The following is a 14,945-nucleotide window of genomic DNA, read 5'->3' on the forward strand; positions in this document are numbered from 1 at the left end:
TGACCTTTTGCCACAGAAACCGAAGGCGGTGTGACCGAAATCGCGGTGATGACCGCAGCGCTGACCTCCACGCTCACTGTGTTACTGGTGACGCCATCTTTAGTTAGATAAACAGCGACCTCCCCAGTTGTATTCCCCGTTGAAAATACGCCCGGTTTAGAAAAAAAACCAATCTCCTCGTTACTTGTACGCCAAGCGCTTAAGCTTAAATCTGCGAGTACCTTTGAGGAGCCATCTGAGTAATAACCTGTGGCGATGAATGCTTGTTTGTTACCTTTGGCCAAGATTAACCGACTTGTTCCATAAGTTATTGTTGAGGATACGCTAATATCGATCCTTTCTAAGGTTAACTTTGTTTTTACAACTTCTTCCGATGATTCTGAATTACAACCTGTCAATAATGAGGAAAGAAGAAATAATATAGATAAATATAGTTTAATCATGTTTATTATATACTAATTTATTAGGGTTTATAACAATCGGGTAATAATAGGGAGAATGGGATTAATTTAACTTAATTTATAAGATTAATTTGGTTGACTGTATTAAGCTATTGATAGTCAACTTAGGTTGTGGGTTGGTATTAATTTAATTGATAAGCGCCAAACTTCCGATGAGATTCCTATCAATAACTTAATTACACATAAATAATATTCCAATCGCTCTTCATGTAAGAGGATATTGTTATATTAAAAAATAATAGGGAGGTAGATTAAAAGTTACCTAAGTCGATTCCCGAGTCTAAAGCGGAAACAAAATTGACCTTAACGTATTTTAACTCAAGATATTAACTAAGCTCGGCTGTAAGGAGGTTATCAACAATGGTTTATCAATGGGCTGTATTTCGTCATCAGCGTCCTATTTTCGGGGCAGGGTGTGAATTATTTGTTGTCATGCTCGCTTTTTTATCAATAGCCTTACCTCTGATATATGAAGAAAGCTTATTTATGCTGGGAATATCTTCAGGACTTGCCATCATTTGCTTTACTCTATTTTTACTTTTTGCCCAAAGTGACAAGCTCCGAAGGTCAATGTCTAGCTAGGATCTGCCCCCATTAATTTTACCAGAGCGGGATCAAACTTGATTTCAACCTGCTCTATTAGAATTACTTAATTATTATTTTCTAAGTGTTTGTATGTCTATATTGGAACTTGCAATTTATCTAAAGTAGAGCAACTCACGCTCAGGAAACACTGCTTGTCGCAAAGGACATCAACGTGCACACTCGATCATATGGCTGGACCGAAAAAGACGTAGCTCGTATCAAAACACGACCCGCTTGAATGCCGAGAACGACCGGAATATCGAAACAAAATTCAGACATCTTGATGACCTTGACTGATGACTGTTTGATACAAACACCTTAATTGTCATACAGGCAAGAGAGAAAAGCCTTAGCCGACGTGCGATGCTCGGACATTTTTTCTATCATCCTTTCAGCTTTCTTCTCGTAGACCTCGCCTCTGATCTGTTTAATGATGGTAGTGTTATCACACACAAATACTTACCCCCTTACCTCGGTTAAATTCACCGAAATCACGTGCCTGGATATGTCAGCGGAAACCGTAGAACGTATTTTAATATGATCTCCTAAGCACCAAAACGTATATCGAAACAAAACCCCGAACACTTAAAAATTTTCACGAATCGTAAGGCTGGAAACACTGACCCGTAGGTGGTGTAAAGGATTATGTGATCCACTCGCTCATGGAGAAACCATTCACCAAAGTCTGCCCTGTTCAATTCAACAAAGAAGTTACGCACCTCGTGCAAAGCAAAACGACGAAACACCAATTGCGGAAAATTCTGCTTGATATAGTCAACCAACCCTTGCTCTTTGAGCGCATTTATATCGGCCTGTTGCTCTGGAGACTGACGACGGCTGAACATTTTTAAACGATGAATTTTTGAGACCAAATCAGACTTTATTTTTTCCTCATCACGACACTTTTTGACTAGATAGCGCAACTTTAATACTGCCAAAGGACTAGAGGCATCATTTTTTAATGAGCTTTCGTGTCCCAGCGGCGAAACGCTGGTTGCTGAATTTGAATTAGAGAGAGTTGGGGTTGAGTTTTGTTGCGCCATGAGATTTTCCTTTTTTGAGTATCACTTTTCGGAGCCGCTTGGATGTCCGCTCTCTCAACATCGTTCTGCTTTGCAAGGGCGCGCAGCGGCGAAGCCTCACTTGAAAAACAGGTTGTGGTGAGAAACGGTTAACACCCTGCGTGCCCGTAAATGAATCGAGTGAAAGGAAATTAGCGCATAAGAAAACAAGCCCTTACTCGAACTTATTCAAAGACAGGGAGTGCAACAAGGAGAGACGACGAGGCGCATCAAACGTAGAGAGAAGCGCGTTGAGTAATTGTTCTCAGGAAAGTAAAGCATCTCGAGCTGGCTCGATAAAGTGACTCAATTTATCGATAGAGGAGAGAATCGACGGAATGAACCAAGCGGAGCGAGAACGCCCTAGCGCAAAAGTATCAACAACAGAACTACTCTCTTAGAGGTCACTCTAAAAGAACCATTCTTTTTTAGTCCCATTTTTATATTAGCTATCGCTCTTGCGTTCTCAAGTAGATGATGGATTCCCGACCTTTAGCCATTCATATAATCCTTTTGCACTCGGACGCTACTGGTTTATCTCCCTCCCAACCCATGACGGTTATAACCGTTTTAAAAAACAATTTCTCGACCTCTTCCTAAGTCATTTGACACCCTAACTCTCGAAAAATGTAACTCTACTCATTTCGCGGGATTTCACGAAAAAAAATCTTATAAATAAGAGAGCGTATATTGAGTGTTATATAAATTATATTAAACATACGGAGACAAAGTTCGCACTAGGGTAATCCTGTAGTGGTCTAATGATCCCGGACACCAAATTAGGTGGTCAAGTCTCCACTATAAATGAGGTGTTCAATGACAAAACGACAACGACGTACATTTTCTACTGATTTCAAAATAGATGCTGCAAGTTTGGTTCTTGATCAAGGGTACTCCATACCTGAAGCAGCTAACTCTATGGGCGTAGGTGAAACAGCTTTACGGCGATGGGTCGACCAACTCAAAGTTGAGCGAGGTGGCATGACTCCAACGACTAAAGCCCTCACGCCTGAGCAAAAGAAAATCCAAGAGTTAGAAGCCCGGATTAACCGGTTAGAACGAGAAAAATCCATATTAAAAAAGGCCACCGCTCTCTTAATGTCGGACGAACTCGAACGTTCTCGTTAATAGACAAGTTGAGGGAGCATGAATCGGTCAAGATGCTTTGCGAGCTGTTCAACGTAGCTTCGTCTTGTTACTACGAGTTTAAGCAACGCAAGCCGGATGCCAATCGCATTCGTCTAGCTAGCCAAATTAAAGAACTCTTCAACACGAGTCGAGGCTCTGCTGGCAGTCGTACTCTTGTCTCAATGCTGAGCGAAAAAGGCATAAAAGCCGGACGGTTCAAGGTTCGCCAGATAATGCGTGAAGCTGATTTAATGAGTAAACAGCCAGGTTCGCATCGATATAGACATGCAAAAGTAGAAAGGCTAGATATTCCAAATCTACTGAAGCGTGAATTTTCTGTAAGTACTCCGAATCGTGTTTGGTGTGGCGATATTACTTATATTTGGTCAGGTTCGAAGTGGGCCTATTTAGCGGTAGTGCTTGACCTATTTAGCCGACGCGTTGTGGGGTGGTCTTTATCCGATAAGCCCGATACCGAATTAGTATCTAAAGCTTTGGAGATGGCCTGGGAATCACGAGGATGTCCGAAGAACGTGATGTTCCATTCAGATCAAGGCTGCCAATATAGCAGCCGTAAATATCGCCAAAGACTTTGGCGATATCGTATAACTCAAAGCATGAGTCGTCGTGGTAATTGTTGGGACAACGCTCCCATGGAGCGGCTATTTAGAAGCTTGAAAACCGAGTGGATACCAGCAACAGGTTACCTGACACAAGCTCAAGCTAAGAAAGACATCAGCCATTACCTGATGAGTTACTATAATCGGCAACGGCCTCATCAAACAAATGATGGGCTGTCGCCAGTAAATGCCGAAAATCGGCTTAAGTCAGTGTCCGGAATTTGTTGACCACTACATCCTAAATAGATAACCCCAGCGCCTAAGCTGGAGCTAAAAAATTAAAAATGGTTAATGACTAAGGTGCAACAGCAACGGCTTCTATCTCAATCATGGCGTTGAGAGGAAGTTTCGATACTTCAATACAGGTTCTCGCAGGAAAATAATTGGCGCCGTGCTTAATGAAAAAATCATTATAAATTTCATTTACAACTGAAAAGCTCATCATATCGGTAATATAAACAGTTGTTTTCACTACGTCTGACATGTCAGCGTCTGCCTGGAGCAAAATCGCTCTCATATTCTCTAGACACTGCACCGTTTGCTTCTCAAGACTATTTTTAACCAAAAACCCAGTCTGGGGACTCAGTGGTAATTGACCAGAAGTGAAAATTAACCCACTGGTGATGATCCCTTGGGAGTATGGGCCAATCGCTTTTGGGGCCGCTTGAGTATCAATGATTTTGCGCATATTTTCTCAATCCTATTAGTTTTAGATGCCCAACAAAATTAGAGGATTAACTGAAAAAACACTTATTATTTAATCATAATTTCATCAGTTTTTAACCTTATTGAATCAGAACTGACGCCAACGAAGCGTTAAAACCCAACCAAAGGACAACTAGGGCACAAGCTAAAGCACGTTGTTTGTGATTGAAGATAATATGGCTTGGTTGAACCACCGAAGAGTGAGGAACGAGCGAGGAGGTTCGCGAAATAAAGCAGGTAGCCCGTAGGGTGCTTCAAGTGAAGAGAAAACTTTAGAAGGAGTTATCTTAAACTTTCAGCGTATTCCTGCATAACCCTAGCATTATCGCCCTTAACTTCGTGACCACATAACTCTCCGTTATTACTAATCAGGGGGCTAGAGTACGCAGGAACTACTTGTGTAGCATAGCTCATGACAGTGCCGTAATTCGAGCAACGATAAGCACCCGCGTAAGGCTTTACCTTGTTTCTATTACCAGGGAAAACTTGCTCATTAATCCAAAACTTACCACTTTCAGTATCTGGCTGCTCATGCATAGCCCAAGCTAAGTGCCCAAATTCGTGTTCTAAAACGGTAACAGGAAATCTTTCAAATAAGACAATAAAGCTATCATTCATATTCATCATTGTCATGCCGTGAATCTCTTGTTCAAGGACGACAGGGTGATTCTCACCAAGAACGACCACATACTGCTCTATTGGGTTACTTCTAAGATGGTCAATTTCGGAAGCACCTACTTCTTCTTGTAAGGCAGAATGTAGAGAGGAAACAGATGAAACACTCTTTGGCATAGATATAAATCGGCTCTCTTTAAAAGAGCGAATAATAGGTACACAAGAGTTAGCCAATATTGTGTTAGACATTGCCACGGCTTCATGCAGTTTTCCGACAATTTCATTTTTATACACAACGGACTCATCAATATAAAAAGTGACCTTTGATTGAACTGGCTTGTTAATCTCACATTTAGGAAATATTAACTCAGGGCTAAGATTGCGCTGGCTGATCATGATAGCAAACACGATTAACACACAACCACATACGAGAATACTTTTGTTTTTTATCATAAACTTTTCTTCTTACAAACCAACCTTAAGCAACCAAAACTTGTACGAAACCACTATTTTGATGGTGACAATGATGGATTATGTTCGTTCCCCTAAATCAAAGTTAACACGAAGCTTTTAATCATTAATATCAAGCCCAACGTTAACAAGAACACAACAGCACGGTAATTATTTTTATTGTCAGTCACTTCAGTACTATTTCGGCCACCTTGAGAGACTAGAGCGCTCAGAACTAAGATTACAATGGCAATGTAGGCGTAGTAATCGCTTAACGAATACTGTTTGATAGATGGGACTAACAACCAAAGTACGCTTAAAAACAGTATGGCGATATTTAAGTAAATAAGTGAAAGAAACAGTCCTCTTGCTAGCATTACTCCTTCCTGAACTCTCTTCGCTGATAATCAATAAAGAGCAAAAACAGCACCAGATAACCCGATTGTAGTGCAACAATATTAATATCAACCACCTCCCAAGGATTAAAGTGAAGCTGTGTGATCGAGTAATAAACAAGGTCATAAAGTAAAATAAATAGGTTATGACCAGCATGAATGGCAATAACCACTTCTAGGCGGCGATATCGCTCAAAGGCCCAACATAAAAATACCCCTGACATAAAGGCGTACAGTTCCCACTGGTGTATTGAAGCGAATATTAAGCTTGAGAGTAATGCGGCGCCGGTAACCCCCAAAACGGATCTGAAAATAACAAACAACAAATAACGAAAAATAAGCTCTTCTATCACGGGAGAAATAAACACACCGTCCATAGCGCTGCGTAACACACTCGACCAATCAATCACACCATCATAGGCTGAAAACAAAGGAGTGAAATTGTAGGCTTGGGCCTGCCAAGAGCCTGGAGAAAACCAATCAAAAACAACATATTGAATATAATTTGATACAGAATTCAATGAGATCAAACCAAGCAATACCAATACGCCTTCACCCCATGTACATGTGTTTCTAGGCCAGGAGGTTGAGTACTGCTTCCAATGCTTATCTCGTCGAGCACTAACAAACAGCGCGAAAAAAGCGCTAACGGGTAACAAGTAGTAGGCGATAGCTGAGTAGAGCACTCGATCCAAACTCGGATTAAGTATCCACTCTCGGGTAATGATCAGGTAGTAATCAAGCAGAATATAACTTGGAAAAAAATAACCTATATAGACTACCACCACAGCAGATATCATTAACCGCATCGTAAATTACTCCGAAAACCTAACGGCCCCCAATACGATTACTGCCACCTTTGTCATGGCGGTCGTTCATATCGTTGCGCGAACGAGAACGAGCCTGTGCAGCACGAGCTCCCGAGCGCTCTCTTCGCTGGCGATACTCACTATAACGAGCTCTTGCAACTGGTGCGTGTGCTCTATCAAGCGAATCACGGATCCAGCTTCCAATTCCACGACTAGGACTCCCTCCAACAACTTGCTCAATCTCATGAACAGTAGCTAATACTTTCATTGTTAAACTCTCCCTCAATTAAATCCACGATTCCAAGAGAGAGCGGACGGACAACTGACCTGTCAGTTTAAAATCTGTTGCATTCCGACCTAAACCTCCCTGCTTGGAGGTTAAAAAATTAACGTGCTTATTCGGGAGAAAGTATTTAATTATGGTTAATTAATGATGAGGCATTGAGTTTCTTAGTTCATGATTATTCGAGTGGTTTTCCTTTGCATCAAGAGAGTTCAACCCCCAAAAATCACTCGTAATTACTGTTTAATAAGCTGAGTTTTTTCTCCACTCCTTCTAGCATAGAGAGATCCTCCTAACCATCCATAAATTTGACCTAAACAATCCAAGGAATAAAAAAGAAAAAGGAATTATTATGTTATTTCGTCGACAAGTTATTGAAGCAAAAAACAAACGCTAACAGGTCGCGTCGTTTTAATTCAGCCACTGTCCTTGTATGGTATCAGTGCGGCACTTTTCGCTCTCTTTGTTCTCATCTTGTTCTATCTCTCGCAATTTGAGTTCGCACGTAAAGAGACTGTGAAGGGAGACCTAGCTCCACAAAAAGGCGTCATCACTTTATATTTTGCTCGTTCAGGGGTACTCAATCAGCTCTGGGTAGAGGAAGGACTAGAAATCACAGAGGGTCAGCCGATTGCACGGATTCAAAATAGCCAAGGCTTAAGCAGCGGAAAAGAGCGAACCACGGCTCTCATCCAATAAATAGACACACAGTTGAAAATGTTGGGAAAAAAGCGAACTATTTCTGACACCCTGTTTAACAAGCAAACTCTCACTTTTTAGCACCAGTTAGAGCGTCTGAATCAAAGTTTAAGCGCAATTAACAAAACTAAACAAACCAACACCATACGCCTTGACCTACAAACCCAACTCTATGAAAAACGACAAACCTTATCTCAAGATGGATACCTTTCAGCAACAGCCTTAATAGAAGCTCAGAAGCATTATTAGAATACCAAGAAGCGAATCAAACAATAGATAAAGAGGTGAGTTCGCTTCAAGTCGAGATAGCACAAATACAAACCCAACAACAGTTACTGCCTGAACAACACAACTTAAAACTACTTGAGATACAATAATATATCTCTTTATTACAGGCCCAAAAAGTAGAACTAAACGGCGAATATGAATTTACACAGAAGCGTCCAAGCAAGGCACTGTTACAGCGATTCAGGCTAAAGTAGGGAGCCAAGTATCCCCAAGTACACCGATTTTAAGTATCATCCCCACCAACTCGCCCCTTGAGTTAGAATTACTCCTACCCACACGCTCTGCTGGTTTTGTTCAACAAGGTGATACCGTCAATATCCGCTTTGATGCTTTTCCGTATCAGAAATTCGGTTTAATGACTGGTGCTATCACGAGCATTGACAAAGCTTTGATCTTGCCAAGTGACAAAGCCCTCCTCATTCAGACAGAACAAGCCATGTATCGAGTAACAGCCTCTTTACCAGAGCAATTTAGAACGCCTATGGTGAAGAATTTCCATTGAAAACAGGCATGTTAGCTGAAGCTGATATTATTTTAGAAACGCGCACGCTCCTAGAATGGTTACTTGACCCAACATACGCGATCCAAGGTAAGCTTTAATGAGCGAACCGTACTAAAAAGTCAGCTTAAATGTTAGACAATGACTAAAATCGAACTAATCAGAAAATAGGTTTTGGTTTCGAAGCCAAGTTGAGCGCATATGCTCTACTGTAAATTGAGTTTGATGCTCAAATGCCATCTTCAAGTCTGGGTGGCTCATTGCGAACGCGACGGCGTTCGGACTGCAGCCTTCAATGTCAAAAACTTCATAAGCAAGCGATATAAGTACCTCTAATACCAATGAAGGCCCAGACAAGAAGAGCGTTACATTATCACTTGACCGTAAATGGTCATACCGATAGTCCGAAAAACGAAGCCAATACTCCTCGCTCTCCATCACTCTATTGTTAACGTCACAGTCGCGAGAGTTGAAAATATCATCAAATATAATACCGTTATCTTCCATATAACGGTAACGACTGCTCATCATCGTTAAGACAATTCTTATTAACTTGGATCCCTTAGGCGCTATCAGCACATTGTTGTTGAATTCACCCACACTATTTTTGGCTTTCGTTAATGCCAAACCCTCTTTGTGAACGGGAGGCAAGATAAAAGGGTGAAAAAGTTTATCTTCAGTTATCGCAGCAACATCTTCATGCAAACTTTTGATTTGCTCTTTATCATCATCAAAAACGTCGCTACGATATTCTCTACTAGCTGATGATCACCTTGGCACCGTGCAAAACGAGTCAATTGCTGAGTTCGAAACACATTCATGACGAGCTCGGCTTTAAGTACATCGACCATGTTATTACTCACCCATTCAGGAAAGCGCCGATTTGTTTTAGGAAAACAGTGCTCAAAACTTGGAAGTGTGTCGAAATCAACGTACATCCCCCCTTGATGATAAAGAACCAACAACCGAACGATATCACTTGCTGCAGCTAAATTATTTCTCAGAAGTACTTCGTACAGGTAGTAAGGTTCTAAATCAAAGCCGCTAAATACAAATAATGAGTCAATAGACGCAATATCTATCAAGGTAACTAGTTTCGTTAGCCGGTAGTAACGATGCCTAACACGGTAAAGCCTATGTTCAAGCTCAGTTGCGATGTCGGCATCATAGACTCTAGTATGATCAATTAACCATTCATCGAGGTGTCTCTCCTTACTTTCTACAAACGCCTCAAACCAGTCACTTTGGTGCTTTATAAAGGCCACATCTTCATGACTGCAGTTGTGTATTCGACAGAGAACATCCTTAATCTCACTAGCAAGTAAACAGCGGCTATCGTAATAGATGAATGTATCGTCTTGGCAAACTTCTTCCCACACATCAAAATATTCAAGCTGGCGCTCACTCAAACAACCAATCCAAACAAAAAATACCTTATCTAACATCACAAGGTCCTTTGGTTCGAGCCAACTAATACGCTGTAACACATCTCGAGCAAGATATTGCTCCTTGTCAGCTAAAAGCAATTCGTCCAATAACCGAATAAAAATAGACACAGATTCGTGATTTATCTGCCCTTGAAGCGCCAGTAACTTCTCTACGAAGCCACATGCTTTTTTCTTATCAAACAGCGTGGACTCAGAACTATTGATAAGCTCAAAAACAAGTTGGAGATTGTTATCTAACGCACTGCCAGCTGTCATATTCATTACCAATTGTCATGGAATTTTTGCGTAACAACTCTACATCAAACACAGTGCGACGCGTCCCTTTATAGGATGGAGATAGGTAGATTTTTTTGATGTCGTTTAGATATTTTTCGCTCAACTCGCCCATTGGTTCGATATCAAAAGGGGCATACTCAAGGCGAAGTTGATGCTGATAAAAGTCCCAGTTTCCTTGAGCTGAAAAAGAGAAGATAGCTGGCTTGTCATGATTACTCAAAAAGTATTCAAACGTCCCTTGCGATGAAAAACTGCCATCTTTATCCAACCTCAAATGTTCGTTGAGAATGCGGTCACCAATCAACGGGAAAGTAAACCAACACTGCCACCAACCTACCAACGCCTGCCGAGTAATAGGTACGATGGCATTATCTGACATAGAGACAAGAGAAGGCCTGTCAACCATGGGCAACTGGAATTGAGCTACAAACAGTGATAACAAATACGTTTTCATAATGTGATCCGTGAAATAGGAAACATCTTCATGAGGAAAAAGTGAAGTAAGTAAGCGGCCTACCTCACAAACCATCATCCATCATTAAAAAATCAAGACTTAGGAAGAGCGGCTGTTCCAGCCCCCGCTCCAATCACGACCCTTTGATGAATTTCCTTTTTTCGTCGCTGCTTTATGCAACTTTTTAGGTTAGAGGTACAACCGTCGTATCCCTTCCCGCCCACAACTTTATCAAGCATATCCTCTGATAGTGACGCTACTTGTTGGCACATAACTTTCTTCATTACTCATCCTTAACGTAACCAATGTTTCTCCCTGAATAACGCTTTTACACAACGCAGCAATAGAACTTGGCGCTTATCGTAAACGGCCTACAGTTATTTAGCCCTAGCTTTATCAAGGCTTAAATTCCATCAGTACCACAATTAATTTATGAGTTAATTTATTGATAACCCTCACTTCTTATTGGCTTATCAACCAAGGGCATAAAAAACCACGCCCCCCCCCCCGACTCCCTCATAGATAATCAATCGTAATTTCTCCTTTAATAACATGTCATTAGTCGTAAACGCTCATAAGGTTGAGTGGCATTTAATTAATCAAAAAAGAGCACAGCAACTCGTTGCTCAAACTATAAAAAGCATGCACAGGCCCCCAGGACCACTCACAACCAAAGAAAACAGAGTATGTCAGGAACTCCCCATAACCTTCTTCATCGATTACATTACACACATCTAAAACACGTACCTTTGGTGATGCAATCCGAAGTATCAGAATGCACGTTAGCGTGCGTCGCGATGATTTCCGGATAATGTCGCATCACTTAGACGCATGGTAAGGATTGGTGCACAGGGCATGAATTTAAAACAGGTCATGGAATTAGCTAGTCGAATAAGACTCATAGCACGAGCGGTACAATGTGAAATAGAAGAGTTAGATCAGCTTACTTTGCCATGCATTATTCATTGGGACTTAAACCATTTTGTAGTGCTAACGAAAGTGTGTAATGGAAAGGTTGATATCAATGACCCCGCTCAGGGTAAGCGCCAGTTATCTACAATTGAATTTGCTCGCTGCTTTACCGGGATCGCACTCGAACTACCCCCCCAGTAGTAACTTTAAAAAACAAGACAAACGCGAGACCATGCGAATTAGCCAACTGTGGGAGAAGATTCATGGGTTAAAACGCACCCTAGTTACACTATTAATGTTATCAGTGGTCATTCAATCCGCCGCATTAATAGCTCCTTATTACATGCAGTGGGTAGTTGATAACGTAAGCTTTCGTTATTTTGACCAAGCACCTTGGGTGCTAAACCAACTATTGAGCGACAATTAGATTGGCCGGTTGATCTGCTACATTCTGGACAAACTCTCTACCGGAAAGCTTTGTGCCAGGGAAACGAATTACAGATCAACAAATAAGGCTATACATGGCTAATCGAAAAGATAAAGCACAAACCACCTCCGCCGCTAAAGCTGGCTTCTCTGAGCGTTCTGCTCGTCGTATTGAATCAGGACAGCGACAATTAGGCTCAATTAAGGCTAGAGTTTATCGTACAAGAACTGACCCCCTCGAACCGGTTTGGAACTCGGTTGTTCTTCCACTTCTTGAACGCTCAGCGTCAATTACCCCCGTTGGTGTTTTTGATCATCTCTGTGAGGAGCATGGCGAGAGTTTTTTACCGAACCATCGACGCACACTAGAACGTCGAATCCGTCAGTGGCGCCTACTACACGGAGAAGATAAAGAGGTCATCTTCCGTCAAGAAAAGGAGTTTGGTAAACAAGGGATCATGGACTTTACATGGGCTGACTTCATCGTGACGATCCAAGGTGAAAAACTTGAACATAGACTGTTTAATTATCGTTTGCCCGCCAGTAGCTGGAGTCATGCACAAGTGGTTTACGGTGGGGAAAGCTTTACAGCGGTTGCTACAGGGCTAAAAGGGGCTTTTGAGTGCTCAGAAGGGGTGCCCTTGAAGTGAGAACGGACAGCTTAAGCGCCGCGTATAAAAATAACACCTCTGAACGTGAATTCACGGAGAGCTTTCAACAACTCGCGACACATTATGGCTTCCAACCAACGAGAAATAATACCGGTATAGCTCATGAAAATGGCGCGATAGAAAGCTCGAATAACCACCTGAAGAACCAAATTCGCCAGGCATTGGCCATCCGAGGCTCCCATGACTTCGAAACAAAAAAGGAGTACGAGTTGTTCTTTGAGCAACTCGTTGAGCGACGTAATCGTCGCACAAAGCCGCTTCTATTTGACGAGCAGCGACAATTACAACCGCTTCCTAAATACGACTGCGTCAATTACACCGTTCATGTACTGAAGGTGTCGACAACAAGTACCGTCCAACTCAAGAGGGTCACTTACTCAGTCCCGTCCCGCCTTATTGGGGGGGACGGTTCGTGTCCACCTCTACGACAAAACGCTAGAAGTCTATTGTCATGATGAACATACCTTAACCCTAGACAGTGTTCATACGCGCTCATGCCGTCGAGGTCATCAAATTGACTATAGGCACATCATTGGGTCTTTAATGAAAAAGCCGAGAGCCTTCAGAGGCTGTCAATGGCGAGACGAAATGTTACCTAGCGACGATTATCGTCAAATATGGCAGTACGTCGACGCTCAACTCACAATGGACGAGGCAAGCTTCTATATGGTGAAGCTGTTGAATGTGGCCAATAAGTCAGAAAGGGAGGAGGCGGTTGGGCGGTTCGTGCTAGACGGTATCCGTGTGGGTCGCCTACCCACTTTGTTCGACTGCGAAGATAGGTTCTTACAAGATGAAATCTGGACGGATAGCCCTAAAGTAGAGCAGCACACCTTATCGAGCTATCAGCAAATCTTGGAAGGGGTGAAATAATGTCAGAGCAGCATGTTCTTCCTCTCCTCCTCAAATCTTTACGACTTAGTCGCCTTGTCTCCCAATGGGAGCCCATGGCAGAAAAAGCGCGTGAGCAAAGCTGGTCAGCAGAGCGCTATCTTGCAGAGTTATGTCGCCTAGAGCTAGATAGTCGTGAGGAAAAACGGCTACAGCGGCACTTAAAAGAATCTAACCTTCCAGCAGGGAAATATCTTGATGGTTACGACTTCGCAGCGGTGAGTGGCATAAATAAAGCCCAAGTTTGGCACTTGGCTAACCACCGAGAGTGGGTAAAAACAGGTGATAATATTTTACTGTTCGGAGCGAGTGGGTTAGGTAAAACACATTTAGCTGCCGGACTGGGCTTTAAGCTGATAGAGCATGGCCACCGTGTGAAGTTCATGAGTGCCAACTTGCTCGTACAGCAGCTTCAACTCGCCAAAGAGGAGTTGAGACTGTCAGATGCCTTGATGAAGCTCGATAAGTACAATGTGCTTATCTTAGATGACATAGGTTATGTACAAAAAACGAGTGAGGAGACGAGTGTGTTGTTCGAGTTGATAGCGCATCGCTATGAACGATACAGCTTAATCATCACATCAAATCAATCATTCGAGGAGTGGGATGAACTGTTCGACAATACAGTGATGACAGTAGCGGCAATAGATAGGCTGATCCATCATGCGAAGATCTTACAATGCAAAGGTGAAAGTTATAGGAGAAAGGAAGCACAACGAAACCTAACTTAAACAGGACTTCAACCGGCCAGGCTAATTGACGCTACATAACCAACTCAGTTTTGAAATAGAGCCCGGAGAAAGTATCGCAATCACAGGCGAATATGGATGCGGCAAGACAACCTTACTTAAACTCCTTCTTGGGTTACTCTCCCCGACGACTGGAACCATTTACCTAGATGGTATCGATATCCAAAAGCTAGATAAAACAACCTCTCGTTCACACCTAGGAAGTGTAATGCAAAATGATCCTCTACTTTCAGGAACACTGAGTGAAAATATCACCATGTTTGATAGCCCATATGCATATGATGAGGAAAGATTAAAAGAGAGTTGCCGCCACGCTAACATTTTAGCCGAGATTCAACGACTACCTTAGGCTTTTATTCTTTAGTTAGAAAAATGGGAAGTAGCTTTTCCGGCGGGCAATTACAACGTCTTTTCCTCGCTTGAGCGCTTTATAATCAGCCCAAAGTTCTCTGCTTAGATGAATCTACGAGCCACCTTGATGCTAATATTAACCAACACGTGCAACAACTAAATATCACTC

General features: G+C 42.1%; 12 protein-coding genes and 2 pseudogenes. 5 read left to right on the forward strand and 9 right to left on the reverse strand.

Annotation, left to right across the window (positions count from 1 at the left end):
• Window positions 1–443 (reverse strand): annotated as a pseudogene (locus tag F0228_RS20575) (hypothetical protein); the annotation flags it as partial.
• A gap of 1,148 nt (window positions 444–1,591) precedes the next feature.
• A complete protein-coding gene (locus F0228_RS20580; protein WP_171750942.1) occupies window positions 1,592–2,089 on the reverse strand; it encodes a hypothetical protein in 498 nt (165 codons plus the stop codon).
• 834 nt (window positions 2,090–2,923) lie between these two features.
• Here F0228_RS20580 and F0228_RS20585 point away from each other — a divergent pair.
• Window positions 2,924–4,083 (forward strand): IS3 family transposase gene (locus tag F0228_RS20585; RefSeq protein ID WP_171750941.1). Its coding sequence is split into 2 segments (ribosomal slippage): window positions 2,924–3,182 and window positions 3,182–4,083, totalling 1,161 coding nucleotides; the frame shifts between segments, so codons are not numbered across the junction.
• A gap of 67 nt (window positions 4,084–4,150) precedes the next feature.
• Here F0228_RS20585 and F0228_RS20590 read toward each other — a convergent pair.
• The 4 genes from F0228_RS20590 to F0228_RS20605 form a co-directional block, all read right to left on the reverse strand.
• Window positions 4,151–4,543 (reverse strand): Rid family detoxifying hydrolase, encoded by a 393-nt coding sequence (locus F0228_RS20590; RefSeq protein ID WP_171750940.1) that lies wholly within the window; start codon window positions 4,541–4,543, stop codon window positions 4,151–4,153.
• 299 nt (window positions 4,544–4,842) lie between these two features.
• Window positions 4,843–5,628 (reverse strand): hypothetical protein, encoded by a 786-nt coding sequence (locus F0228_RS20595; RefSeq protein ID WP_171750939.1) that lies wholly within the window; start codon window positions 5,626–5,628, stop codon window positions 4,843–4,845.
• A gap of 373 nt (window positions 5,629–6,001) precedes the next feature.
• On the reverse strand, window positions 6,002–6,829 hold the full coding sequence (locus F0228_RS20600) for a CPBP family intramembrane glutamic endopeptidase (protein ID WP_171750938.1): 828 nt from the start codon (window positions 6,827–6,829) through the stop codon (window positions 6,002–6,004).
• Window positions 6,830–6,848: 19 nt separating this feature from the next.
• A complete protein-coding gene (locus F0228_RS20605) occupies window positions 6,849–7,097 on the reverse strand; it encodes a hypothetical protein (RefSeq protein WP_171750937.1) in 249 nt (82 codons plus the stop codon).
• 1,180 nt (window positions 7,098–8,277) lie between these two features.
• Between F0228_RS20605 and F0228_RS25850 the strand changes: the two genes are divergently transcribed.
• The gene (locus F0228_RS25850) at window positions 8,278–8,601 is read left to right on the forward strand and encodes an HlyD family efflux transporter periplasmic adaptor subunit (protein ID WP_345775987.1); all 324 of its coding nucleotides are present in this window, start codon (window positions 8,278–8,280) and stop codon (window positions 8,599–8,601) included.
• A 153-nt stretch (window positions 8,602–8,754) separates the two neighbouring features.
• On the opposite strand, the gene F0228_RS25855 is transcribed toward F0228_RS25850, so the two are convergent.
• From F0228_RS25855 to F0228_RS20620, 3 genes are read right to left on the reverse strand one after another with little or no spacing between them, the layout of a single operon-like run.
• The gene (locus tag F0228_RS25855; protein WP_253820315.1) at window positions 8,755–9,303 is read right to left on the reverse strand and encodes a hypothetical protein; all 549 of its coding nucleotides are present in this window, start codon (window positions 9,301–9,303) and stop codon (window positions 8,755–8,757) included.
• Window positions 9,279–10,307 carry a TcdA/TcdB catalytic glycosyltransferase domain-containing protein gene (locus F0228_RS25860; protein WP_253820316.1) on the reverse strand — a complete coding sequence of 343 codons (1,029 nt, stop codon included), beginning with the start codon at window positions 10,305–10,307 and terminating at the stop codon, window positions 9,279–9,281. The genes F0228_RS25855 and F0228_RS25860 overlap by 25 nt, the downstream gene beginning before the upstream one ends.
• Window positions 10,276–10,776 carry a hypothetical protein gene (locus F0228_RS20620; protein WP_171750936.1) on the reverse strand — a complete coding sequence of 167 codons (501 nt, stop codon included), beginning with the start codon at window positions 10,774–10,776 and terminating at the stop codon, window positions 10,276–10,278. Before F0228_RS20620 ends, F0228_RS25860 begins: the two co-directional genes overlap by 32 nt.
• Before the next feature lie 1,391 nt (window positions 10,777–12,167).
• On the opposite strand from F0228_RS20620, the pseudogene istA reads away from it, so the two are divergent.
• The 3 genes and pseudogenes from istA to F0228_RS25865 all read left to right on the forward strand — a co-directional run bounded on the left by istA (window position 12,168) and on the right by F0228_RS25865 (window position 14,774).
• A pseudogene (gene istA, locus F0228_RS20630) lies at window positions 12,168–13,658 on the forward strand (IS21 family transposase).
• Window positions 13,658–14,407, forward strand: coding sequence for an IS21-like element helper ATPase IstB (gene istB / locus F0228_RS20635; RefSeq protein ID WP_102522752.1), 750 nt, complete (start codon window positions 13,658–13,660; stop codon window positions 14,405–14,407). Before istA ends, istB begins: the two are co-directional and overlap by 1 nt.
• Window positions 14,408–14,432: 25 nt before the next feature.
• Window positions 14,433–14,774, forward strand: coding sequence for an ATP-binding cassette domain-containing protein (locus F0228_RS25865; protein ID WP_246859875.1), 342 nt, complete (start codon window positions 14,433–14,435; stop codon window positions 14,772–14,774).
• Window positions 14,775–14,945: the final 171 nt, after the last annotated feature.

The sequence above is a fragment of the Vibrio sp. 99K-1 genome (assembly GCF_013114585.1).
Classification (GTDB): domain Bacteria; phylum Pseudomonadota; class Gammaproteobacteria; order Enterobacterales; family Vibrionaceae; genus Vibrio; species Vibrio chagasii_B.